The sequence below is a fragment of the Candidatus Accumulibacter necessarius genome, from assembly GCF_036625085.1.
Genome location: NZ_JAZKUM010000002.1, coordinates 330478 through 352693, shown reverse-complemented (window position 1 = coordinate 352693; position 22216 = coordinate 330478). Strand labels below are relative to the sequence as shown.

The following is a 22216-nucleotide window of genomic DNA, read 5'->3' as shown; positions in this document are numbered from 1 at the left end:
CACCCATTCTGTTCTACGACCGTGCCTCCAGAACCTCTCTCCGACGACGTCGTGCGTGCCCGTTCGCTGGCCAGGTATTGCCGGCGCGCCGCAAGCTATGACAGTACCTGCGGCCCGACCTGGCCAATCCGCGAGCGCGCGATCGCTTCGCTGCAGTTGCAACCCGGACAGGTAGTCCTCGATGTCGCCTGTGGCACTGGCCTGAGCCTGCCGTTGCTGCGTGCCGCCGTTGGCGAATCGGGCCGGGTCTACGGTTTCGACCAGAGTCCGCAGATGCTGGCACGGGCAACTGCCCGGGTCGATGCCGCCGGCTGGCAAAACGTCTGCCTGATCGAGACTGCGGCACAGGCGCTGAAACTGCCCGAGGCGGTCGACGCGCTGCTCTTTCATTACACCCACGATATCCTGCGTTCGCCGGCCGCCGTCGACCGGTTGCTCGCGCTGGCGCGCCCGGGAGCCATGGTGGCGATTGCCGGGATCAAGTATTTTCCGGGCTGGCTGGCACCGCTCAACCCCTGGGTCTATTTCAAGAATCGCGCCTACAACGGAAGTCCGGGCGAGCTCGCCTCGCCCTGGGACCGCATCGCGCCGCGTCTGACGCAGTGGCAGTGGGCGCCGACCCAGTTCGGGATGGGGTATCTCGCCTCCGGTCGGGTGGACGATCCGTCCGGGCGCGAACGATGAGCCCGCCGGCCCGCGGCCCGGCAACGCCAGTCAATGACCGTCCGTGGCGGCGTATCGCCTTCGCAGTGCTCGCGCTGCTCTTCCTCAACAGCATGCTCAGCTTCCGGGACTGGTGGCCGACCCCGGGCATCCTGCCAGACCACCGTCTGGCACCCGAATTCGTCCTGCTGTGCCTTGCACTGCTGGCAGCGGTCGCCTGGCGCGGCAACCTCTCGCCACGCACGCTCAGCGTCTTTGCGCTGGTCTACCTGCTGTTGGTACTCGGACGCTACGCCGATGTGACCGTGCATAGCCTATTCGGCCGTCCGATCAACCTTTACTGGGATGGCGTGCAGATTCCCCGCTTCCTCTGGGTTTCGGCGCAGGAACTGGCGTGGTGGCAGAGCACGGCCGTGCTGGCGGCCGTCGGTTTGCTGTTCGGGCTCCTGTTCTGCTCGCTGCGGTGGGCGATCGCGGTGTCCGCACGCGACGCCGTCCCCTTTGCCCTGCGGACTCCCTGGGCCTGGGCGATCACGCTGGCGAGCGTGCTGTTGGTGTCGGCGAATCTGGCAGGCGTTCGCGCGACCTGGCCGATCGTCGCCAAACCGGTCCTGCCGACCTACTGGCGGCAGGCACAACTGCTGGCGACCGCCTTTTCGCCACAGCGGCAGGCCAGCCTGCTGCCTGCCTCGACCGCCATCGACGCCGCCATGGCCGCGGCGCCCGGGACCGTGCTGGGCGCGCTCGGCGGGCGCGACGTCTACCTGATCATGCTCGAATCGCTTGGTGCGGTGGTCTACGACGACGCACGCGCCGACAGCGCTCTGCGCGCCAGCCGCGAGCGCTTTGCCGCCGACATCGCGGCCGGTGGCCGGCAGGTGGTGTCGGCCTTCTTCCGCTCGCCGACCTTTGCTGGCGGGTCGGACCTGACGCATCTGGGCCTGCTGTCGGGCATGGATCTCAGCGACCCGATGCGCCACGACGTCTTGCTGACCACGCAACGGCCAACGCTGAACACCCTGTTCCGGGCGCATGGTTACCAGACTTTCGGCCTCTATCCGGCGCTCGACTGGGAGTGGCCTGAACGCGCCTTCTACGGGTTTGATGTCTTCCTGGCCCGACGCGATCTGGGCTATGCGGGGCCCGCCATGGGCTTCTGGCAGGTGCCCGACCAGTTCAGCGCCGCACGCTTCGAGCAGCTTCACCCACGCTCGAACAGCGCGCCGCCGCGCTTCGTGTTTTTCCCGACCATCACCTGCCACCTGCCGTTCAGCCCGGTACCACCCTATCAGCCGGACTGGGCGCGGGTGCTTGGACCGCAGCCCTTCGACGCGGCGGAAGTCCGCCGCGCGCAGGCCGAGCAACCGAACTGGCTCAACATGTTCCCCGATTTTCTGCGCATGGTGGCCTACACCTACCAGTGGCTGGGTGCCTATCTGCGCCAGCCGTCGCCGCGCGAGGCCATCTACCTGCTGATCGGGGATCATCAGCCGGCGGCAAACATCACCGGTGAAGCGGCGTCCTGGGATGTGCCGGTGCATATCGTCAGCAGCGATGGCGAACTGCTTGACCGCTTCATCGCGCAGGGTTTCCAGCCCGGGCTCGAGCCACCGCGGCAAGCGCTGGGCCCGCTGCATACGCTGACCGGGATGATGCTGCAGGCTTTTTCCGCGGCGGGTCATCGCCCGCCGCCATCGCTGCCGCTCGCGCAGGCCAGGCCTTGAGGCCAGCAAACGGCGGCCGCCAGGCCGAGCCAGATCAGCGCCTGACCCAGCGCCTGGGTATTGGCGAGGCCTTCCTGCGCGACCAGCCAGACGGCCGCCACTGCAGCAACGGTGGCCAGGGTACGCTCCAGCCACGCCCCGTGGTCGACCCGGTCACCGAGCACGGTCAGGGCCAGCAGCAACGACGCCGGCGCTGCGAGCAAGGGCCAGACGAGCGGGCGGTAGCGGCCGTCGAACAGCAGCCCGAGCGCGATCAGCGCGACCGAGGCGAGCAGCGCCGCCTGGGCGAGCGCCAGTCCCCGCATGGCCCGGGGGCTGGCCGCGCGCAGGGCGGCGACCACCCCCGGGCGGGCGGCAGGCGAACTGTCGCCGTCGAGTATCCGACCGAGCCGCGCGGTCGCGAGGAGCGCACACAGGCCGGCCGCGACGGCAACGCTGCCGCCGAACAGCCAGTCGAGCGGGCGATGACTCCAGTCGACCAGCATCTGCCATTGCAGCAGCGTCAGCGCGCCGATCGCGGATCCCGCGAGGCCCGTTGCTGCGGTAGCCATGACCCGGCGGCGACGCCTGTTGTCGCTGGCGTCAGGCCGCCGAAGGCCGCGCCGCAGCGTCCACAGCAGGCCGGCGCCACCGCCGACGACCATGGCCAAAGCTACCCGCCACCAGTGCGGATCGGCGACGACCGGGCCACGCAGGCTGACGCGCTGCCGGCCAGCAGCGTCGAAGACGCCCCAGTAGCCACCCATCGCGCCTTCCTGTCGGCGCTTCCACGGCTGGTCGAAACCCTCGATGAGGTTGAAGCTTGGCCAGGCGCCGGCCTCGGAACCAAGCGGCGCGCCGGCATCGGCGGCGAGCAGTTCGCGCACGAAACGCGTCTGCTGCAGCCGCCCGGGCACCGCCGCTCCGCGCTGGCGGCCAGCCGCCGGCCAGCCGGTTTCGCCGATGAACACCGGCAGGGGCGCAAAGACCGCCTGGAGGCGCGCGTTGATCGCCGACACGTGGGCGATCGCCTCGTTCAGTGCCACCGGGTTGTCCTCCCAGTAGGGCAGCACATGGGCGGCAACGACGTCGACGTGGTCGCGCAGCACGTCGGCATGGCGCAGCCAGAAGGCCCAAACGTCGGCGTAGGCGATCGGTACGCTGGACTCGTGCCTGGCCCGCGCGAGCAGCGAAGCCAGCGCAGCCGGCGTCTGCTCGCCGCGCAGCAGGACCTCGTTGCCGATCACCAGCAGGTCGATCACGTCGGCGTAGTCGCGGGCGAGCGCCAGTGCCCGCTGCAGCTGCGCCGCGTTCCTCGCCGCGTCGCCATCGATCCACGCCCCCAGCACCACCCGCATGCCCAGCTTTCGGGCGATCGCCGGCACCGCATCGAGTCCGTGGTCGACGCCGTAGGTGCGTACGCAACCGGTCATTTCGCGCAGTTGTCGCAGATCGGCTTCGATCTCCGACGCCTCGATGTGCAGTGCCGGGTCGGAAGGGGCGTGGCCGGGTCGGCGAAAAGGGGCATAAGACAGGCAGGGCACGCGCAGGTCGCCGGCATCTGGCAAGGGCACCGGCCGGCCCTGCAGCAGAGCCCAGCCGAGCAGCACCAGGACGCCGAGCGCGAGCACCGCCACGGCGGTCACTTGACGCCAGGGTGCGGGGGCTTGTCGTGAAGGCATCGCGGTCATCTCAGCAGGCAGTCCTGGCGCCGGAACGAAAGCGGCGTTCGGGTGCCAGGGTGGGGGAGGTTGCGGCCATCGTAGCTCAGAAAGTGGGCGAGACCGACAGTCCGCTGCCTTGCCCACGGGTGGCTCGCACGGTGGACGCGGCGCAGCACCCGCCAGCGCCCGGTCGAGGCAACGCTTTACGCTGGGCCAGCGCGTTGCTCATCGCCGCCTTGGTGGCGATCGTCAATCTGCTGCTCTGGCGGGCCTTCAATCCACCGCTGACGGCGCCGGACGTGCCGTCGCGGGTTGCCGGGCTGGCCTACAACGGCTTTCAGCGCTGGCAAAGCCCGCTGAGCCAGAGGTTTCCGAGTGATGCAGCGCTGGCTGGCGACCTGCAGCGGCTGGCCGGCCTGACCCCGCGGCTGCGCACCTACAGCGCGAGCGAACTGCCGATGCTGCCGGCGCTGGCGGCGCAAGCCGGCTTGCGGCTGAGTGCCGGGGTGTGGCTCGACAGTCGTCGGTCGAACAACGAGCGGGAAATCGCCGCCATCATCGAAGCGGTGCCCCGCTACCCCGGCATCGAGCGGGTGATTGCCGGTAACGAAAGCCAGTTGCGCGAGGTGCTTGCGCCGAGCGAGCTGTACGGTTACCTCGATCGGCTGCGGGCGGCGCTGCCGGTGCCGGTGTCGACCGCCGAGCCCTGGCATGTCTGGCTGCGCCAGCCGGCGCTGGTCGACCATGTGGATTTCATCACCGTGCATCTGCTGCCCTACTGGGAGGGGCTACCCGTCGAGCTGGCGGTCGATTATGCGCTGCAACGCCTGCGCGAGTTGCGCCAGCGATTTCCGGGCAAGCCGGTGGTGATCGGCGAAATCGGCTGGCCGAGCCACGGCGACCGCGTGGCGGCGGCAGAGGCGACGCCGGCCGCGCAGGCTCGCTTCGTGCGTGCCTTTCTCGAAAGGGCCGCCCGACTGGACGTCGACTACTACCTGCTGGAGGCGGTTGATCAGCCGTGGAAGCGCGCCACCGAGGGCGCAGTCGGTGCTCACTGGGGGCTGCTGGACGCCGCGCGGGAGGCCAAGTTCGCCTTCACCGGCACGCTGCAGGCGGATCCGTTCTGGCCGGGCAAGGCGCTGGTCTCGTCGGCCCTGGGTCTGCTGGCGATCCTGCCCTGGCTGCTCGTCTTTTCGCCGATGCGGCTGGCTGGTCGAATTTCCTTTGCGCTCAGCCTGCAGGCGGTGCTTTCCTTCGCCGTTCTGCTCGCGACAGCGTTACTTGCCGATTACCTGCGGCCGCGCGACATCGTGCCGCTGGCCTTGCTGCTGCCGGCACTGGCGATGATCGCCGCGATCCTGCTGGTGCAGGCCTTCGAATTCGCCGAGTTGTTCTGGCCCGGGAGCCTGCGCCACCAGGCGGCGCTACGCCCGTTGCCGGCCGGCGCGCCGGCCCCCTTCGTCAGCATTCATCTGGCCTGCTGCAACGAGCCGCCGGCCATGGTCATCGCCACCATCGACCGCCTGCTGGCACTCGATTGGCCGGCCTTCGAGGTACTGGTGGTGGATAACAATACCGGCGACCCGGCGCTCTGGGAGCCGGTGCAGGCGCACGTCAACGGCCATCGGGCGGCAGCGCCGAGGGCAGGGCAGACGACCTCCTCCGGCCCGGGCCTGTGTTTCTTCCACCTGCCGAGCTGGCCCGGCTACAAGGCCGGCGCCTTGAACGTGGCGCTCGCTCAAAGCGACCCGCGCGCCGAGTGGGTGGCGGTGGTCGACGCCGATTACCTGGTCAAGCCTGGCTGGCTGCGTGCGCTCGCCGGCTATTTCTCCGACCCGACGGTGGCCGTCGTGCAGTCGCCGCAAGCCCATCGCGACTGGGCAGGCAGCCACCTGCGCCGGATGATGAACTGGGAGTACGACGGTTTCTTCCGCATCGGCATGCATCACCGCCAGGAGCGAGACGCCGCGATCCAGCACGGCACGATGACCCTGATCCGGGCGGCGGCCCTGCGCAGCGTCGGCGGTTGGGACGCCGGCAGTGTCTGCGAAGACACCGAACTCGGTCTGCGCCTGCTGCGGCAGGGCCTGCGAGTGGTCTATGTGGACGAGGTGCTGGGCACCGGCCTGGTGCCGAGCGACTTTGCCGCCTATCAGCGCCAGCGCCGGCGCTGGGCGCAGGGGGCAATGCAGATCCTGCGACGGCACCTCTCAGCGTTGCTCGGCCGATCCCGCTTGCGCCTGGCGCAGCGTTACCATTTCGTCGCCGGCTGGCTGCCTTGGCTGGGTGATGCCCTGCATCTGGCGTTCAGCGTCGTCGCCATCGGCTGGACGCTGGGCGTGTTGAGCGCGCCGCAGGTCTTCGGCCTCCCGACGCCGCTTTTTGTCGCGCCGCTGGTGGCTTTCATCGGGCTGCGGCTGCTGCTGATCCCGTTGCTCTACAGCCGCCGGGTGCCCTGCCGAGTGGCCGATATCGCTGGTGCCGCACTGGCCGGCATGGCACTGTCGCACAGTATTGCCCGCGGCGTCATCGCCGGCCTCGTCGGGCGACGGGCGGTTTTCCACGTGACCAGCAAGGGGCCGGTCGATCGCGCCGGAGACACTCGACCGGGTCAGCGACCCGGCGCCTTCGCCTCGGTGCGCGAGGAGACGGCGCTGATGACCGGCCTGCTGGTGTGTATTGCCGCGATCGGGGTGCACACTGCGGCAGCGAGTTCGGTCCCGGTGGTTTGGTTGCAGATTGCGTTGGGTATGCAGGCGCTGCCCTACGCCGCAGCACTTGTCTGTGCCTGGCTGTCGCGTGCGGAGCAACTGCGATGACGCAGAGGTCGGAGGCGTCCTTGTCGCCGCCGAACTCTCAGGTGCCCATCTCCTCGTCGTGCTCATGCCGCCCAGGTCATGACGGACGCAGAGGCACAGAATTTGCTGTCGCACGACCGCCTGAACATTGGCGACGGCGACCGCTTCGGGCCCGGTCGCGGCATGAACTCGTTCGACGTCGGGAGCCGGCGGGCCGAAGGGCTCGCCTGCGAGGATGTCACCCACCGAACCCGCGACGAACTGGTCAAGGCCCGCCGGCAGCGTCTCGCGTCGACCCCACTCGAAAACGGAAGGGACCACAGCCAAAATCGAGTGGTGCGAACGGCAGGTCAGTCATCAGATACCGGTCGCTCGGCCCGACGTAGAACAGACTCTGGACTCGATTCCCGCTTGCGCGGGAATGACGGAACTCCTGGACGGTTTGCGATGGCGATGCCTGGAATTTGCCTCAACGGACATTCGCTTTGCAGGAAGACGACCCACAGGCGCCATCGGCGCCTGAGTACGCTGAACACGAATTCGGTCAGCCTGTCGTCTGATCGGGGCTGGTCGTAAGCGCCAATGTGCAGCCACTACCGGGGCGGGGATAAGCCGATGCCAGGTGGCGGCTGCACGGGACAGGCTTTTTGAGGCCTATCCCTGAGATCACGCCAGGTCAAAGCGATCAAGATTCATCACCTTGTGCCACGCCGCGACAAAGTCACGCACGAACGCCTCGTGCGAGTCGCTGCACGCGTAGACTTCTGCGAGGGCCCTGAGCTGGGAGTTCGAACCGAAGACGAGATCAACGATGGTGCCCGTCCATCTGAGTTCACCCGTCGCCCGATCACGCCCCTCCAGCACGCCTTCAGAGGTGGCGGATTTCTGCCACTTCGTTTTCATGTCGAGAAGATTCACGAAGAAGTCGTTGCTCAGGGTTTCGGGTCGCCGGGTGAAAACACCATGTCCGGACTGCCCGAAGTTTGCGCCCAGGGCGCGCAGACCACCAACCAGAACCGTCATCTCGGGAGCGGTCAGCGTCAGCAGGTTGGCCCGATCCACCAGGAGCTCGGCCGCCGATTCCTCGTGTCCCTGGCGGACGTAGTTGCGGAACCCGTCTGCGGTGGGCTCCAGGGCGGCGAACGAGGCTGCATCGGTCTGCTCCTGCGACGCGTCCATGCGCCCCGGCGAGAAGGGAACCTTGACCTCGTGCCCGGCCTTCTTCGCTGCTGCCTCGACGGCTGCGCAGCCACCCAGCACGATCAGGTCGGCCAGCGACACCTTCTTGCCACCTGACTGCGCGCTATTGAATGCCTTCTGGATGGCCTCCAATGCCGGTAGTACCTTCGCCAGCTCGGCCGGCTGGTTGACCTCCCAGTCCTTCTGCGGCGCCAGGCGGATACGCGCGCCGTTGGCGCCGCCGCGCTTGTCGCTGCCGCGGAAGCTCGCCGCCGCCGCCCAGGCGGTGGTGACCAGTTGGGAAATCGACAGACCACTGGCGAGTATCGCGGCCTTCAGGACCGAGATGTCCTGCTCATCAACCAGCGCATGGTCGACGGCGGGAATCGGGTCCTGCCAGATCAATGCTTCTTTCGGCACCAGCTTGCCGAGGTAGCGGGCGCGCGGGCCCATGTCGCGGTGGGTGAGCTTGAACCAGGCGCGGGCGAAGGCATCGGCGAACTCCTGCGGGTTCTCCATGAAGCGGCGCGAGATCTTCTCGTAGGTCGGGTCCATGCGCATGGCCATGTCGGCGGTGGTCATCATCGGGGCGTGGCGTTTGCCCGGATCATGGGCATCCGGCACGGTGCTCGCCGCAGAGGGGTCCTTGGGCTTCCACTGGTGGGCGCCGGCCGGGCTCCTGGTCAGCTCCCATTCGTAGCCGAACAGGGTTTCGAAGTAGCCGTTGTCCCACTGGATCGGGTTGGGGGTCCAGGCGCCTTCGATCCCGCTGGTGATCGCGTCCGCGCCCTTGCCTGAGCGGAAGCTGCTTATCCAGCCCAGGCCCTGCTCCTCGATGCCCGCGCCTTCGGGTTCGCGACCGACGTGGGCAGTGTCGCCGGCGCCATGGGCCTTGCCAAAGGTGTGACCGCCCGCAGTGAGCGCGACGGTCTCGTAGTCGTCCATCGCCATGCGGGCAAAGGTCTCCCGGATGTCGCGCGCCGAGCCGAGTGGATCCGGATTGCCGTTCGGGCCTTCGGGATTCACGTAGATCAGGCCCATCTGGACGGCGCCAAGCGGATTGTCAAGCTCACGCTCGCCCTTGTAACGCTCGTCGCCCAGCCAGGTGGTTTCCGGACCCCAGTAGATTTCGTCCTCAGGCTCCCAGATGTCCGGGCGGCCGCCGCCGAAACCGAAGGTCCTGAAGCCCATCGATTCCATCGCGACGTTGCCGGTGAGGACGATCAGGTCGGCCCAGGAAAGCTTGCGGCCATACTTCTGCTTGATCGGCCAGATCAGGCGGCGCGCCTTGTCGAGGTTGCAGTTGTCCGGCCAGCTGTTGAGGGGCGCGTAACGTTGGGCGCCGGTGCCGGCGCCGCCGCGACCATCGGCGATGCGGTAGGTCCCCGCGGCATGCCAGGTCATGCGTACGAAGAACGGCCCGTAGTGGCCGTAATCCGCCGGCCACCAGTCCTGCGAGTCGGTCATCAAGGCATGCAGATCCTTGACCACGGCGTCGAGGTCGAGAGTCTTGAACTCCTCGGCGTAATTGAACACCTCGCCCATGGGGTTGGACTTTGCGGACTGCTGGTGCAGCATCTTCAGGTTCAGTTGCTTGGGCCACCAGCCTGCGTTCGTCGCGGCTCCGGACAGCGTGTGGCTGCCTGCGCCGCCCGAGAACGGGCACTTTGTTTCTGTTGACATGGTTTCTCTCCTTTGGCTGTTTGATTTTGACTAGCCGATCCAGTCTGGAGTTTGGGCACTGATCGATCGACGCAGATGTGCGAGTGAGATCACTCGAAGAATGAGCCGTATGCACTTCAGACGAGCCAAGTCTAGGAGCGTCTGGCGGATTGGTCCAATCAATTGTGGGTATAGCCTCGATTGTGAATGGCTATTACCCGAAGGCGGCGCTCGACCGTACCGTGTTCCATTGCACCGTGCAGACGCACCTCGCCACCTGGCTCGAACTCTCCTGCGACTGCCGCCAGGGCGCTTCCGGTCCAGCCCATGTCGAACGCGAGTTCCGCCGCCATCTCGAATGCGGGATTCTCGCGCATGGCTTTGCCCGCTGCTCGCGCGGATCCATGAGGTCTCTCCGCTGGTCTGTGCACGCTGCGGCGGCGAGATGCGAATCATCGCCTTCCTCACCGACGCCGGTGCCGTGTGCGAAGTCCTGACCCATCTGGGCGAACCGACCTCATCGTTACGACTGATGAGAGCCCGTGCGCCCCCGCTCCGGGAGCTGCAGGGCGCCACCCTCGGCGAGGACGGGCCCTGGCTCGGTCGGCGTCTGAATCCGAATTCGAATGCCGCGTTGCCTGGTAGGTGTTGGGGAGCGTACAGGCGCTGAGCGGGCGGAATTCAGAGGACTTTTCAGGGGCTCGTGGAACAAACCTGGAGAATTGACGCCGTTTGGTGGGTGCTCATATACTCACCGTGGCGCGGTTGGATTTCCTATCCTTGTCCATGTCAGGGGCAGCGCGGTTTCGGCCTTTGGCCGCGCCTTGGGTGATTTCGGCACGGGAATACGAGCCGATGCAGAAGTCGAAGCAATTGCCCTTTGGAAAGGAGAGGTTGCATGCTGAAGAAACTTGCCACGCTCGTCGGCCTCGGCGTCGCGGCGGGAGTGGCTGCGCCAACGACCGCTTACACGCCGTATCGCGATTCGTCGACTAACACGATCTACAACCTGCTTTTCTGCGACGACCTGGCGCTTTTCAAGGCCAGTCACCAGGGAGCCGTCGAAGGGCCTTGGAAAACTCTCTTCGCCCAACCAGCAGATCGGGAAGGGCTCCAGGCGCTGGCAGCGAATGCGACAGAGGAAGCCCGCCTTCGCATTCTCGCCAGCAACGCCCTTCGAAAACTGTCCGTGCCGACTCAACGGAAAGAACTGCTGGGCGTGATCGTCGAAGTGGGGCTCGACGGCGGGCTCGACACGCTGGCTGCATACCAGGACGGCCGCGCTCGATACATCAATCAATCCGGAAAGATGGTCGTCTGGGAGGCCACGGCGCCAGACGTGGATAGCAAGATCAGGCAGCTGTTCCGTGCCTCTCAGGTGGCGGTGGACAAACTTGGTCCCTGGGAGAAGCCGCGACTCGCACCGCCGCCGAGCGGGGCCATGCGGCTCACTTTCCTGGTCAGCGACGGGCTCTACTTCGGGCAAGGCCCGATGGCTGATCTCCAGAACGATCCGATGGGAGGGCCGGTGGTTACTGCGGCCACCGAATTGATGGTTGCACTGACGCGCAAAGTGCGCCCCGACTGAACGGTCGCACGTCGGCATAGGCGATCGGTACGCTGGACGCGTGCTTTGCGCGCCCAAGGGTTCATGTCGCGCAGCCGTCGGAGGTCGGCTTCGATCTGCGCCTGACCACGAATTCGACCCGCGTATTACCTGGTAAGTGTGGCTTGGAAGTAGCCATGCGCAAAGGTCCACACTGAAGCAAGATGAGCTCCCATCTCCCGTCGATCATCGCTTATGGTGCCAGCGCGGGATTGACCTCAAGAATCCGGCGGATCTGCCGTAGAAGCAGGTTCACGGTCAACAGATCACGGGAGCTTGGAAATCATGGACGTATCGGCCATCGCCAGCATGGCGACCGAGATGAGTCAGGCAAGGACGGCGGAATCGTTGCAGGTGGCGGTGTTGAAGAAGGCGCTCGACATTCAGGAACAGGGCGCCCTGCAGCTTATTGAGGCGGCCTCGCAGGTCATCCCCAGCAACCCGCCGCATCTCGGCAACGACGTCGACACCTTCGCGTAGCGCCGGCGGTCCACCCGCGATCCCGCTCGTCACTCCGGTGTGACCTGGCCGGTGGCTGCGGTAATCGCTGCCGGTCCTCCAGCCAGTGTCCTGGCCAGAGACTCGAGTTCGCCGCCGACAGCCGCCATTGCGGCGCCAAGTGCGGCGTCGGGAACCCGCAGGTCTGCGTTGGCGCGCAGCATCTGCTCCAGGCGTGCCGCCAATTCTGCCAGCCGCTTGGCTCCCATGAGGCCGCCGGTGCCTTTCAGTGTGTGCGCCACGCGTACCGCGGTGACGTGATCCCCTTCGGCCAGGCTCGCCGCCAGCAGCGACATGTCGTCGCCGTGCGAGGTGAGAAAGTTGTCGATCAGGGCCAGATACTTCCCGGTATTACCGCGCAAGGTAACGAGGATTTGCGCGGTGTCAACGCCGGGCAAGGCGGACAGGCGTGCCATGGCGGCTTCGGCCACCGCTTCCGGCGCCGGGGTTGCCGGCCGTGCCGCCGCCGGCGCTCGCGCCGGCCCGCTGTCCGTGCGCTCGGGGACATTCACCATCGCGCCGGGCAGCCATTTCAGCAATGCCGCATAGAGCAGGCCAGGAGCCATGGGCTTGCTGACGAAGTCGTTCATGCCTGCCTGCTCGCAGGTGCGGCGGTCCTCGTCGAAGGCGTTGGCGGTCATTGCCACGATCGGTCTGGTCTGCCAGCCGGGCAGTGCGCGGATGGCGCGGGTAGCCTCCACGCCGTCCATGTTCGGCATCTGCATATCCATCAGGATCAGGTCGTAGTCGGCGCCCTGTACCATCGCGAGCGCCTGTTCTCCGTCGGCTGCCGTGTCCACCGCCAGGCCGACGGCATGCAACAGTTCCTGTGCCACCTCCCGGTTGATGGCGTTGTCTTCCGCCAGCAGGATGCGATTCCCGGCGCAACGCTGGCGCAGCCTGACCTCGGCATCGGCAATCTCAAGGGCTCGACTGACGGGCATGATGCCACGACCGCGTAGCAGCCGAGCGGTCAGCCAGAAGGTGCTGCCGACGCCCGGCGTGCTGTCAACGCCGACTTCGCCACCCATCAGGCGTGCGAGGTGCGCGGTGATGGCGAGCCCGAGGCCTGTCCCGCCGTACTTGCGCGTTGTCGAGGCGTCGGCCTGTTCGAAGGCCTGAAACAGTCGGGTCATCTGGTCGACGGCGATACCGATCCCGGTGTCCTCGACCTCGAAGCGCACCAGCAATTCGTCACCCTGCTCGTCGAGCAGCCTGGCGCGCAGGGCAATCGAGCCCTGGTCGGTGAACTTGACCGCGTTGCCGCCGTAATTGAGCAGTGCCTGGCGCAGCCGCGTCGGGTCACCGCGCAACCACAGCGGTACGGCATCACGATCGAGGTCTAGCCGCAATCCCTTGCGGCGTGCCGATTCGCCGATGATTGAAGCGACGTTGTCGAGAATCGCCGAGAGATGGAAATCCGTGCTCTCCATCTGCAGCCGGCCGGCTTCGATCTTGGACAGGTCGAGGACATCGCTGATGAGGGCGAGGAGGTGCTGCGCGGCGCCGTCGATCTTGTCGAGTCGCTCGGCCTGTGCCGCCGTCGCTCCGGCACGCCGCAGGAGATGCGTCAGGCCGATGATGGCGTTCATCGGCGTACGGATCTCGTGGCTCATGTTGGCCAGGAAAGCACTCTTGGCGAGGTTGGCGGCCTCGGCCGCCTCGGCGCGACGGGCAAGCTCCGCCTGCATCTCGGCGATCTCACGCTCGCGCCGGCTGCGCTCGCTGTTGTCGACCATCGTCGACCGGCTGAAGAGGAACTCCCCTGCGGCATTGCGCATCAGGTCGGCGCTGATCAGCACCGCCAGGATGCTGCCGTCCTTGCGCAGCCAGTCAAAAGCCAGATCGCGTACGTGGCCGCTGCGGCTGAAGTCGGCAAAGCGCTGACGGAACAGGGCGCGGCTTTCGGCGGTCATGAATTCGCCGACCTTGTGGCCGACATACTCTTCCCGGGAGTAGCCGAGCAGGTCGAGTTCAGTCTGGTTGACCGCGATGATCGTTCCGTCGGCGGCCAGCGAGTGATAGCCGCAGGGTGCGCGATCGTACAGGTCGGCGATTTCCGCGGCGCGTTGCGCCAGCGCGCGGTTGGCCTCGGCCAGTTCGGCAGTCCGTTCGGCGACCAGTTCTTCGAGGCGATGGCGATGGCGAGCGAGTTCGTCGCTCATTCGTTTCTTCTCGGTGATGTCTCGTGACAGGACGACGAAACGCATCTCCGTGGCAGCGGCCGGGGCCTTGGGCGCCACCGAGAGTTCGAACCAGCGCTCGCCCTGCGGCAGATTCAGCGCGATGACCTTGCCGGACGAAGAGCCGGTTTCCAGAGCTTCCCTGAGCGCCGACAGGCAGATCGCCGCCTCCTCCGGGGGAAGGACATCAACGACGGTGTTGCCGATGAGTATTTCGGGAGGGGCGGCCAGCAACTCGGGACGGGCGGAATGGTAGTCGTAGTAGCGGCCATCCAGGTCAAGCTCGAACAACAGGTCGGGGATGGCATGCAGGGTCGCCTCGAGCTTGCTTTTCGACGCCAGCATCTCGGCTTCGGCGTGTTTGCGCTCGGTGATGTCCTGCACCGTGCCGATCATGCGCCAGGGCTTGCCGTCGGCATCCCGTTCGAGGGCGCCATGGCCGAGCAGCCAGCGGCTCACCCCGTCGATCGGGCGTGTGCGAAATTCCAGGCCCGGCATGGGCTGCCCGGCCTGGCAGGCGGCGGACCAGTCATGCATTCGCGGCCGGTCGTCGGGATGCAGCAGGTCGATAAACCGCTCGAAACCCAGCGACTCGCCTGGCCGCGGCGGCAGCCCATAGAGTCGGAAGGCTTCCTCGCTCCAGGTGACCTGACCGGACGCGAGGTCGACCAGCCAGCTACCGACATGCGCGATGGCCTGCGAATCGGCGAGCAATCGTTGCTGTTCGCGCAGCGTGTTCTCGGCTCGCTTACGTTCCGTGATGTCTCGGGAAATCCCGAACAGACCGATCACCCTTCCCTGGCCATTGCGCAACGGCCCCTTGGTCGCCAGGAACGTGCGCTCCCCCTCGGCGGTGGCCAACGTCTCTTCGAAGGTGCTGGTCGTGTTATCGGCAATTACCCGGAGGTCGTTGGCACGAATCATCGCAGCCTGCTCCGGCGGAAAGAGCACCGTGTCGTCGTAGCCCGCAATCTCCTCGGCCCGCTTGTCGATCAGTCGGGCCGCTCCCCGGCTGAAGGCCAGGTAACGACCTTCGAGATCCTTGGCGAAGATGGCGTCGCTCGACGCGTCGACGATAGCGGCGAGCAGTTGCTGGTTGCGAAGTCCCTCCGCCCGCGCCTCCTGCTCGCGCCGCGACCAGTCCAGCGCCTGCTGGAGGAGGCGCCGCACCAGGCCATAGAGCAGCAGTGACGTTACGGCGACGAACAGCCAGCCTTTCAGGGTGCTGGCGAGAAGGATGTGGCCCGGATCCTGCAAAAGCCACGCCACCGCCTTGTCGGAGAGCACTATCCAGAGGCCGGCAAAGATCGCGTAGATGAGGACCAGCCGCAGAGCGGCGCCGGTCGGCTGTGGTCCGGCCGTCGCCTGGTTCGGTTGTGCGGCAGAGGAACTCATGGCGGTGCTTTCCTGGGGCCTTTCAGCTTTGACCGTCGTGGATCGTCAAGGTTGTCGGCACATTCTTCGACGATCGGGAGGACAGGGTTCCTTTGCGTGCTGGGTCGGGCAGCCTCCTTGAGTAACACGCCAATAGTAGTCTCTTTGCCAATCAGCATGAACCCGAATGGGGTGCCGCAAGGGAGAGCCCGGACCGTGGCCGATCCCTGAGGAGCAAGGGGTTTGCTGGAGTGCCCGGCTTGCCAGCCGACTGCGCCTCAAGATCAGCCTCGACTACGGGGAACCGCCTGGCTGGCGCCGCGTCGAGGTCGACAACCATCTATCCTGGTGATGCGGTCCCGCACCGGATTGGCCCCGGTGGTTTCCAGGCCGATGAAGGCCGGCCGCGCGGGAATCACGGTGCCCGGCCGAGCCAACCGTTGAGCGATCTCCTTGCCAGGCTAGCCGACCATCCGGACAAGCCGCTCACAGGCGATCGAGCGAGTTGCGTAGCTCGTCTGCCTGCTCCCGTAACGAACGCCGCGCCGCCTCGTCCATTTTCGCCAACTGCCGATAGACCAGGCCCAGGCGCGGATTCGTCGAGAGTTTTCCGGCGTTGCGCGCAAAAAAGTCCCAGTAGAGCGAATTGTAGGGGCAGGCTCGCTCGCCGGTGCGCAGCTTCTTGTCGTAATGACAGCCCTTGCAGTAGTCACTCATGCGATCGATGTAGGCGGCGCTGGATACGTAAGGCTTGGTGGCCAGAAGTCCGCCATCGGCGAACTGGCTCATGCCGAGGGTGTTGGGGAGTTCGACCCATTCGAACGCGTCGACATAGACGCCGAGATACCAGCGATGCACCGCAACTGGGTCCAGTCCGGCCAGCAGCGCAAAGTTGCCGATCACCATCAGTCGCTGGATGTGGTGGGCGTAGGCCTGTTCGAGGGACTGGCCGATGGCGTGGGCAAGACAGCGCATCCTGGTCTGACCGTTCCAGAACCATCCCGGCAGCGACCGGGTGTGGCCGAACACGTTCTGCTCGACATACGCCGGCATGTGCGCCCAGTAGAAGCCGCGAATGTACTCGCGCCAGCCGATGACCTGCCGGATGAAGCCCTCCGCAGTGGCCAGGGAGACCGATCCCGCGCGCCAGGCGGCGTCGGCCCTGGCAACGACCTCGCGCGGGTCGAGCAGCTTGGTGTTGAGCGCAAAAGACAGGAGCGAGTGAAACATTCGCCAGGCGCGATGGCTCATCGCGTCCTGAAAGTCGCCGAAGTGCGGCAGGGCCTTCTCGACGAAGGCGTCGAGCTGCTGCAAGGCTTCGGCGCGATTGAGCGGCCAGGCGAGCTGTGCCGCGTGGGCGTCGCCGAAGCTGTTGACGCCGGCGGCGACGATCGTCTGCCAGAGCGCTGAATGGTCGTGAGAAGCCCGAAAGTCGGCGGGTTCGGACGGTAGCCCTGGCCAGGACTTGCGGTTGTCGTGGTCGAAGTTCCATTGGCCGCCGACAGGTTGGCCAGCGTCATTGATCAGCACCCGATGCTGCACCCGCATATGGCGGTAGAAGTGCTCCATCAGCCATTGCCTGCGTCCCGAAAACAGCCGCGCCGCCTCGTCGCGCAGGGTATAGAAATGCTCGCTGTCCACCATTCGGCAGGGGATGGATTGACGCCGCGCATAGTCGGCCAGTTGCGCGTCGAGTCGCCATTCGTCGGGGGCCTGGTATTCGAAGGCCCGAACGCCTAACCGAACGATCAGCGCATCGAGGTTGTCCGGCAGCGCTTGCCGGTTGTCCGGATCGTCGATCGTCAGGTAGTGCACGCAGTGTCCGGCCGTGCGCAACTGCCGCGCCAACTCGCGCATCGCGGCAAAGATGGCGATGATTTTCTGTGCGTGGTGCAGCACGTAGTCGGTTTCCTGGCGCATTTCCATGAACACGTACAGCACGTCGTCGCGCGGCTGCTCGAACCAGGTGTGCCGTGGATTGAGCTGGTCCCCGAGAATCAGCCGCAGGGTTGTGCCGGGACTCATGCGGTTTCCTGGCCAAAGCCCGCTGCGCTGGCGTTGCGGCAAGCTGCGCCTCGGAGGGAAAGGTTGTCGGCTGGCCGCGCCGCGCCGCATACCTGACCAGGTCCGGCCGTCAGCATCGCGCGAACGACCGCAACGCCTGTTCGGCCAGCGCCGTCCGCTGAGCCAGGCACCCTCCACTTTGCCGCCGTTGAGCCAGTCTCCGCAAAGGCCCAGTCCAATGTCTGGACGCCAGGCGCAACCCTCGTGGAGGGCCGGTTCGGTGTCGGCGTAACGCCAGCGGTGCACAGTCCAGTCCTGTGGGGCCGGACCGCCGAGTTGGCCAAAGGCGGATCCAGCAGGGCTGCGGCGACGCTCTCGGGAATCTTCTTCCAGATGCGCCTCAGCTCCAGTCTGCGCATGCGTGCAGCAGCCAGGTTTCCTCGCCGCTGCGGCCCGGCTTGCTGCTGTTGCGGGCGATCCAGCGCAGTGGGCCCTGATTGACGAAGGCGGCATCGAACGGCAGGTCGACCGGCGCGGCAAAGCGCAGCATCAGCGCCCAACAGCCGCGCATCACGGCGCTGCCGGCCAGTGCCGCCAGCTCGGGGGCCGGTTGCTGCAATAGTGGTACCGCCTGCGGCGCAGGTACGGCCAGCAGGACGGCCGCGAAGCGCGTCTCCAGCCAGCCTTGTTCAGCCGAAAAATCTGCCAGCCGTGCGTCTGCTGCCTGAGTTGCTCGGATGTTCGTTGATGCGTGCACGGCCAGCGTGCTGGCCAGATAACGGGCAGGCGCCGTCATGGCAGGCATGCCGACAAAGCGCTCGACGGTCGACTCGCGTCCTTGCGGAGAATCTCCATCAAACAGCCATAGCCTGGGATCCCACAACGCCCGCAACCCCGGCCTGCTGCCAGCGCGCCACTTCGGCGCGGAAAGGCGGGGTGGCGAGCGGTGAAATACTGGGCACCGTGATCGCATTGCCAGTCGTCGCCTCGACGCGTGCTCATGCGTCCGCCGGGGCCGCGACTCTTGTCGAACAGACTGACTTCGAGGCCGGCCCGTTGCAGTGCGCGTGGCGCAGGACAGGCCGGCGATACCGGCACCGATCAGCGCAAGATGGGGAGTCGGATTCATGGTTCTTGTGTCAATCATCGGTCGGACGAGCCGCCCTGCGTGGATTCTTCCCGGCACAAGTCATTGCCAGCCTTGCAGCCACTGCCGGCCATCGCTTAGATCACGCCAGGACAGCGAAAACACCCGCCGAGAATACACGGCTTCCAGTTCGATGGTCTCAATGCGTGTGGCCGGCCTTCCTGTGCTCGGGCTGAATCACCCCGGTAACCATGAAGTGCTTCTCCTTGTCATACGGGGAACTCGCACGCCGTCCACTTGCTGAGCAGCAGCTTTCTTCGGGTTCAGGCGGCGAGCAGCCTGTGAACCGAATCCAATTGGACGCGCGATGGCGTAGCAAGCGTGGTGGATGCCGACTTGTATCTGCCGGAGAAGTGGGCCAAAGATACGACACGTTGCGAGGCGGTGGGGGTGCCTGAGGAGGCGCAGACGTTCCGCACCAAGGGCGAGATCGCTCTGGACATGGTAATTCGCCTGAGGCGGGAAGGCTTGCACTTCTCTTTCGTCGCCTTTGATGGCGGCTACGGGCACTTGCCCTGGCTGCTCGGGGAACTGGATGTCGAGGGAGAGATCTTCTTCGCTGAGGTGCATTCGGATCAGGCGATCTATCTCCAGGATCCCGCACCCGCGGTGGCGGCTCGTCGTTCGTCGAAGGGTCGAGCGCCCCGTCGGCTGCGGACCACGGCGGTGCCCATGACGGTGGCCGCGTGGGCAGCCACGCAGTCGGCATCCGCCTGGGGGCGTCTGTCGATCCGTGACGGCGAGAAGGGCGAGGTGATGGCCGACTATCTCACCCAGCGGGTGTGGGTCTGGGACGGCGAGGCGCCGTTGGCGAGCCGTTGGCATCTCCTGGTACGACGGGAACTCGATGGGACGAAACTCAAATTCGGCCTGTCCAATGCCAAGCCCAGGGCGTCTTTGCGCCGCTTGGCGGAAATGCAGGGAGCGCGCCATTTCGTCGAGCAGTCCTTCCGAGAGGCCAAGAGCGCCTGCGGCATGGCCGAGTATCAGGTCCGCCGCTGGCAGGCGTGGCACCATCACATGGCCCTGGTCATGATCGCCACCATGTTCCTGGCCAAGGAGCGCCTGGCCCATCGCGAGACGGCTGAACTGCTCTCCTGCCGTGACTTGATAGAGATCATGCGCCATCGGCTGCCTACCAAGATCGTCACCGACGAAGACCTCGCGGCATCCATCATCGATAGGCATCGACGGCGGCACAAAGCCATGGAATCCGCCTACAGAAAGCAAGCCGCCATGCTCTCAGCATTAGATTGAAAGACAATCTGACAAAGTAGAACTAGACAGACCGGCGATGTGCAGCCATTGTAGTGGGGAATGGTGCTTTGGTGACGCAATTTTGGATTTGTGTCGAGCACAAAATTCCCTTCCGGTCAATCAATCTGCTGCTTGTTGTGGCGGACAAGTAGCTCATTCCTGAACAGCAGGTGAAACTGGAAAAGATATGTAGTTCCCCCCGCAGGTTTGGATCACCTTGTGCAGGGTGGTCTGCACGCCGCCGTGGTCCATCGGCGTCGTAGCGCCTGATGCCCTTTGAAGCCGCTGTGTCGATTGCGGGAACAACAGGACGGGGGCATGCAGTAGAACACGCGGTAGCTGATCACGCGGGTGGCTGCAAACAGCTGCTGGGCTTCCTCAACTGTGACGACACCCGGCAAATGCTGAGTCCGGAGCGCCTTGATCAGACCGGGCGCGAGCCATGGCTTGCGCAAGACGTGGGCAGCGTTTATGCTGGTTTATCCTCACGAAGTTGTGCAAAATCAATCCCCCACAAGCGAAGGCGTGATCGTGCAGAATGGCTTATGGAGCCGTGAGGTGTGCTTTCTGCGCGTAGCGGCTTCGTCCGACATCTGGCTTCGCCAGCTGTCGGACGCCCCTCATGTCAAACGTTACGCATCGCAAATCGTTTCCGCGGAGGAGGCCAGCGATGAAAACGACTCATGTTTCCGATACGTGGGAATGCGGTAGCCCTTACGAGCAGTACGTTGGCCGCTGGAGTCGCAAGATTGCCCCGCTCTTCCTGGCATGGCTGGATCAGCCCGTTGGCCAGCGGTGGTTGGATGTTGGCTGCGGCACTGGGGCGCTGTCCGGAGCAATCCTTGATCACTGCACCCCGAGCAGTCTGGTGGGGGTCGAACCTTCTGAGGCATTCCTCAAGGTGGCGGTCCAGAACCTCGCCGGCCAGGCAAGCTTCCTTGCCGGCAATGCGGCTGCGCTCCCGCTTGAGGGCGGAGCATGCGACGTCGTTGTCTCGGGTCTTGTACTGAACTTCGTTCCAGCTTTGCCGGCAGCCATCGTGGAGATGATGCGCGTCACTGTCGAAGGCGGAATCATCGCCGCGTATGTCTGGGACTACGGCGATGGAATGGAGATCATCAAGTACTTCTGGGAGGCGGCGGCTTCCCTCGATTCTTCGGCTGCTCAACTCCACGAGGGGAATCGCTTCCTGGTGTGCAATCCAGCCGCGCTGAAAGCGGCTTTCGAGGACGCCGGACTCGCTGAGGTGGGGACTACACCACTAGACGTGATAGCGGATTTCGCAGACTTCGACGAGTACTGGCAGCCATTTCTCGGGGGACAGGGCCCCGCGCCCGCCTATGCTATGTCTCTTCCCGAAGGACAACGGGCCGCGCTGAGGGCCAAGCTGAAGTCTGCATTGCCACCAGCAACGGGCGGGGTCATCTCACTCAGGGCGAGGGCTTGGGCCGTTCGCGGGGCAACGCGCAGCGATGCCTACAAGTCAATCAACCGGACCGCAGGGATTCATATTCAACCCCGGTCGCTGCGGGATACGTCGACGCCTAAGCCTTCGCTCGACCCAACCCGGCACAGCATGGATTCCTGAAAGCCGTCGATCGCCAAGATGGCCAGAGACAGGATCTTAACGAACCACAAGCTTCGGGACGCTCGTTCTCAAGGCTTGCCGTTCCGCGCGACATCGTTCAGGCGCCAGTCGTAATCGAGAAACTCGATCCGGTAATCGCCAGCTACCAGCAGCGCGCGCGCTTCAGGCGTCGACGCCAGTTGCTCGGCGTAGCGCCGGAAGGTGGTCCGGAGGGAATCGAAGCCCTGGTGGCCTTGCTCGAAATCCTTGCCGTACCAGTCAAAGATTCTCGACACCGACAGGCGCTTCGCGGCGGCGTCAAAGCGGTTTCGGGTCGCATCCGACAGGAACCGGCGCATCGCGTTTTCAAACTGACTATCGAGCTGGTCCGCCGTAAAGGCCTCCTTCGGCAACATCGGGCAGCCGATCGAGGCGCAGACGACGGCGACATGGATGCGCGGCTCGTCAAAAGCGCCCGGTGCCCGGATCAGACCGTGCTCGATGTCGTCCAGGCTGCGCTCCTGCCCGAGCAGGAGAATGAACTTCCTTTTCCACGGCGAACGAAAGGTGCTGCCCAGATCCTTGATCGACTTCACATCCGGATACCTGCTCAGGACGAGGTCGATCGTGAAAGCGTTGTAGGCATTGATCAGGAATGCCAGGCGCTGCGGTTTTGGCCAGCCGGCATATTCCTGTGCCGACACGGCGGACAGTGAGGCCAGATAGCGATTCAGTGCCGCCCTGTCGGCCGCCATGCCGGCGTAGTCGACGCGGCTGGCCTTGCCGTCCGCTGCCAGTCTGACGTGCTGGGCAAGCAGGGTGCTCCAGTCGCCATGCGTGTGGTCATAGGCCAGCGCCCAGGAACCCAACAGGCTGAGCAGGCAGACGACCAGCAGGGATCTTCACTTTGA

15 protein-coding genes and 1 pseudogene are annotated in these 22216 nt (G+C 65.5%); 7 read left to right on the top strand and 9 right to left on the bottom strand.

What is annotated here, in order from left to right:
- Nucleotides 1–21 precede the first annotated feature (21 nt).
- Together V5B44_RS05930 and V5B44_RS05925 are read left to right on the top strand one after the other, a co-directional pair.
- Nucleotides 22–684, top strand: a complete 663-nt coding sequence (locus V5B44_RS05930; protein WP_332358170.1) for a class I SAM-dependent methyltransferase — start codon at nt 22–24, stop codon at nt 682–684.
- Entirely contained in the window at nt 681–2387 is a 1707-nt protein-coding gene (locus tag V5B44_RS05925) for a sulfatase-like hydrolase/transferase (RefSeq protein WP_332358169.1), read from the top strand. Before V5B44_RS05930 ends, V5B44_RS05925 begins: the two co-directional genes overlap by 4 nt.
- Here the strand turns inward: V5B44_RS05925 and V5B44_RS05920 are convergent.
- Nucleotides 2342–4048 carry a glycoside hydrolase family 17 gene (locus V5B44_RS05920; RefSeq protein ID WP_332358168.1) on the bottom strand — a complete coding sequence of 569 codons (1707 nt, stop codon included), beginning with the start codon at nt 4046–4048 and terminating at the stop codon, nt 2342–2344. The genes V5B44_RS05925 and V5B44_RS05920 overlap by 46 nt on opposite strands.
- A 59-nt stretch (nt 4049–4107) precedes the next feature.
- On the opposite strand from V5B44_RS05920, the gene V5B44_RS05915 reads away from it, so the two are divergent.
- Nucleotides 4108–6849 (top strand): glycosyltransferase family 2 protein, encoded by a 2742-nt coding sequence (locus V5B44_RS05915; RefSeq protein ID WP_332358167.1) that lies wholly within the window; start codon nt 4108–4110, stop codon nt 6847–6849.
- A 645-nt stretch (nt 6850–7494) separates the two neighbouring features.
- Here the strand turns inward: V5B44_RS05915 and katG are convergent.
- Nucleotides 7495–9690 carry a catalase/peroxidase HPI gene (gene katG, locus V5B44_RS05910; protein ID WP_332358166.1) on the bottom strand — a complete coding sequence of 732 codons (2196 nt, stop codon included), beginning with the start codon at nt 9688–9690 and terminating at the stop codon, nt 7495–7497.
- A gap of 158 nt (nt 9691–9848) precedes the next feature.
- A complete protein-coding gene (locus tag V5B44_RS05905) occupies nt 9849–10046 on the bottom strand; it encodes a hypothetical protein (protein WP_332344167.1) in 198 nt (65 codons plus the stop codon).
- 521 nt (nt 10047–10567) lie between these two features.
- Between V5B44_RS05905 and V5B44_RS05900 the strand changes: the two genes are divergently transcribed.
- The gene (locus V5B44_RS05900) at nt 10568–11257 is read left to right on the top strand and encodes a hypothetical protein (RefSeq protein ID WP_332344166.1); all 690 of its coding nucleotides are present in this window, start codon (nt 10568–10570) and stop codon (nt 11255–11257) included.
- 303 nt (nt 11258–11560) lie between these two features.
- Nucleotides 11561–11755 (top strand): YjfB family protein, encoded by a 195-nt coding sequence (locus tag V5B44_RS05895; RefSeq protein WP_332358563.1) that lies wholly within the window; start codon nt 11561–11563, stop codon nt 11753–11755.
- A 29-nt stretch (nt 11756–11784) separates the two neighbouring features.
- Here the strand turns inward: V5B44_RS05895 and V5B44_RS05890 are convergent, their stop codons facing one another.
- The 5 genes from V5B44_RS05890 to V5B44_RS05870 all read right to left on the bottom strand — a co-directional run bounded on the left by V5B44_RS05890 (nt 11785) and on the right by V5B44_RS05870 (nt 18586).
- Nucleotides 11785–15351 (bottom strand): PAS domain-containing hybrid sensor histidine kinase/response regulator, encoded by a 3567-nt coding sequence (locus V5B44_RS05890; RefSeq protein ID WP_332358165.1) that lies wholly within the window; start codon nt 15349–15351, stop codon nt 11785–11787.
- Nucleotides 15352–15816: 465 nt separating this feature from the next.
- Nucleotides 15817–17355 carry a cryptochrome/photolyase family protein gene (locus tag V5B44_RS05885; RefSeq protein ID WP_332358164.1) on the bottom strand — a complete coding sequence of 513 codons (1539 nt, stop codon included), beginning with the start codon at nt 17353–17355 and terminating at the stop codon, nt 15817–15819.
- A 379-nt stretch (nt 17356–17734) separates the two neighbouring features.
- Nucleotides 17735–18130 carry a hypothetical protein gene (locus V5B44_RS05880; protein ID WP_332358163.1) on the bottom strand — a complete coding sequence of 132 codons (396 nt, stop codon included), beginning with the start codon at nt 18128–18130 and terminating at the stop codon, nt 17735–17737.
- On the bottom strand, nt 18127–18432 hold the full coding sequence (locus V5B44_RS05875) for an NAD(P)-binding protein (protein WP_332358162.1): 306 nt from the start codon (nt 18430–18432) through the stop codon (nt 18127–18129). The genes V5B44_RS05880 and V5B44_RS05875 overlap by 4 nt, the downstream gene beginning before the upstream one ends.
- Nucleotides 18433–18523: 91 nt before the next feature.
- On the bottom strand, nt 18524–18586 hold the full coding sequence (locus V5B44_RS05870) for a hypothetical protein (RefSeq protein ID WP_332358562.1): 63 nt from the start codon (nt 18584–18586) through the stop codon (nt 18524–18526).
- A 201-nt stretch (nt 18587–18787) separates the two neighbouring features.
- Here V5B44_RS05870 and V5B44_RS05865 point away from each other — a divergent pair.
- A pseudogene (locus tag V5B44_RS05865) lies at nt 18788–19738 on the top strand (IS701 family transposase); the annotation flags it as partial.
- Between the two features lie 670 nt (nt 19739–20408).
- Nucleotides 20409–21326 (top strand): class I SAM-dependent methyltransferase, encoded by a 918-nt coding sequence (locus tag V5B44_RS05860; RefSeq protein ID WP_332358161.1) that lies wholly within the window; start codon nt 20409–20411, stop codon nt 21324–21326.
- Between the two features lie 68 nt (nt 21327–21394).
- Here V5B44_RS05860 and V5B44_RS05855 read toward each other — a convergent pair whose 3' ends face one another.
- A complete protein-coding gene (locus tag V5B44_RS05855; protein WP_332358160.1) occupies nt 21395–22174 on the bottom strand; it encodes a DUF547 domain-containing protein in 780 nt (259 codons plus the stop codon).
- Between the last annotated feature and the right edge of the window lie 42 nt (nt 22175–22216).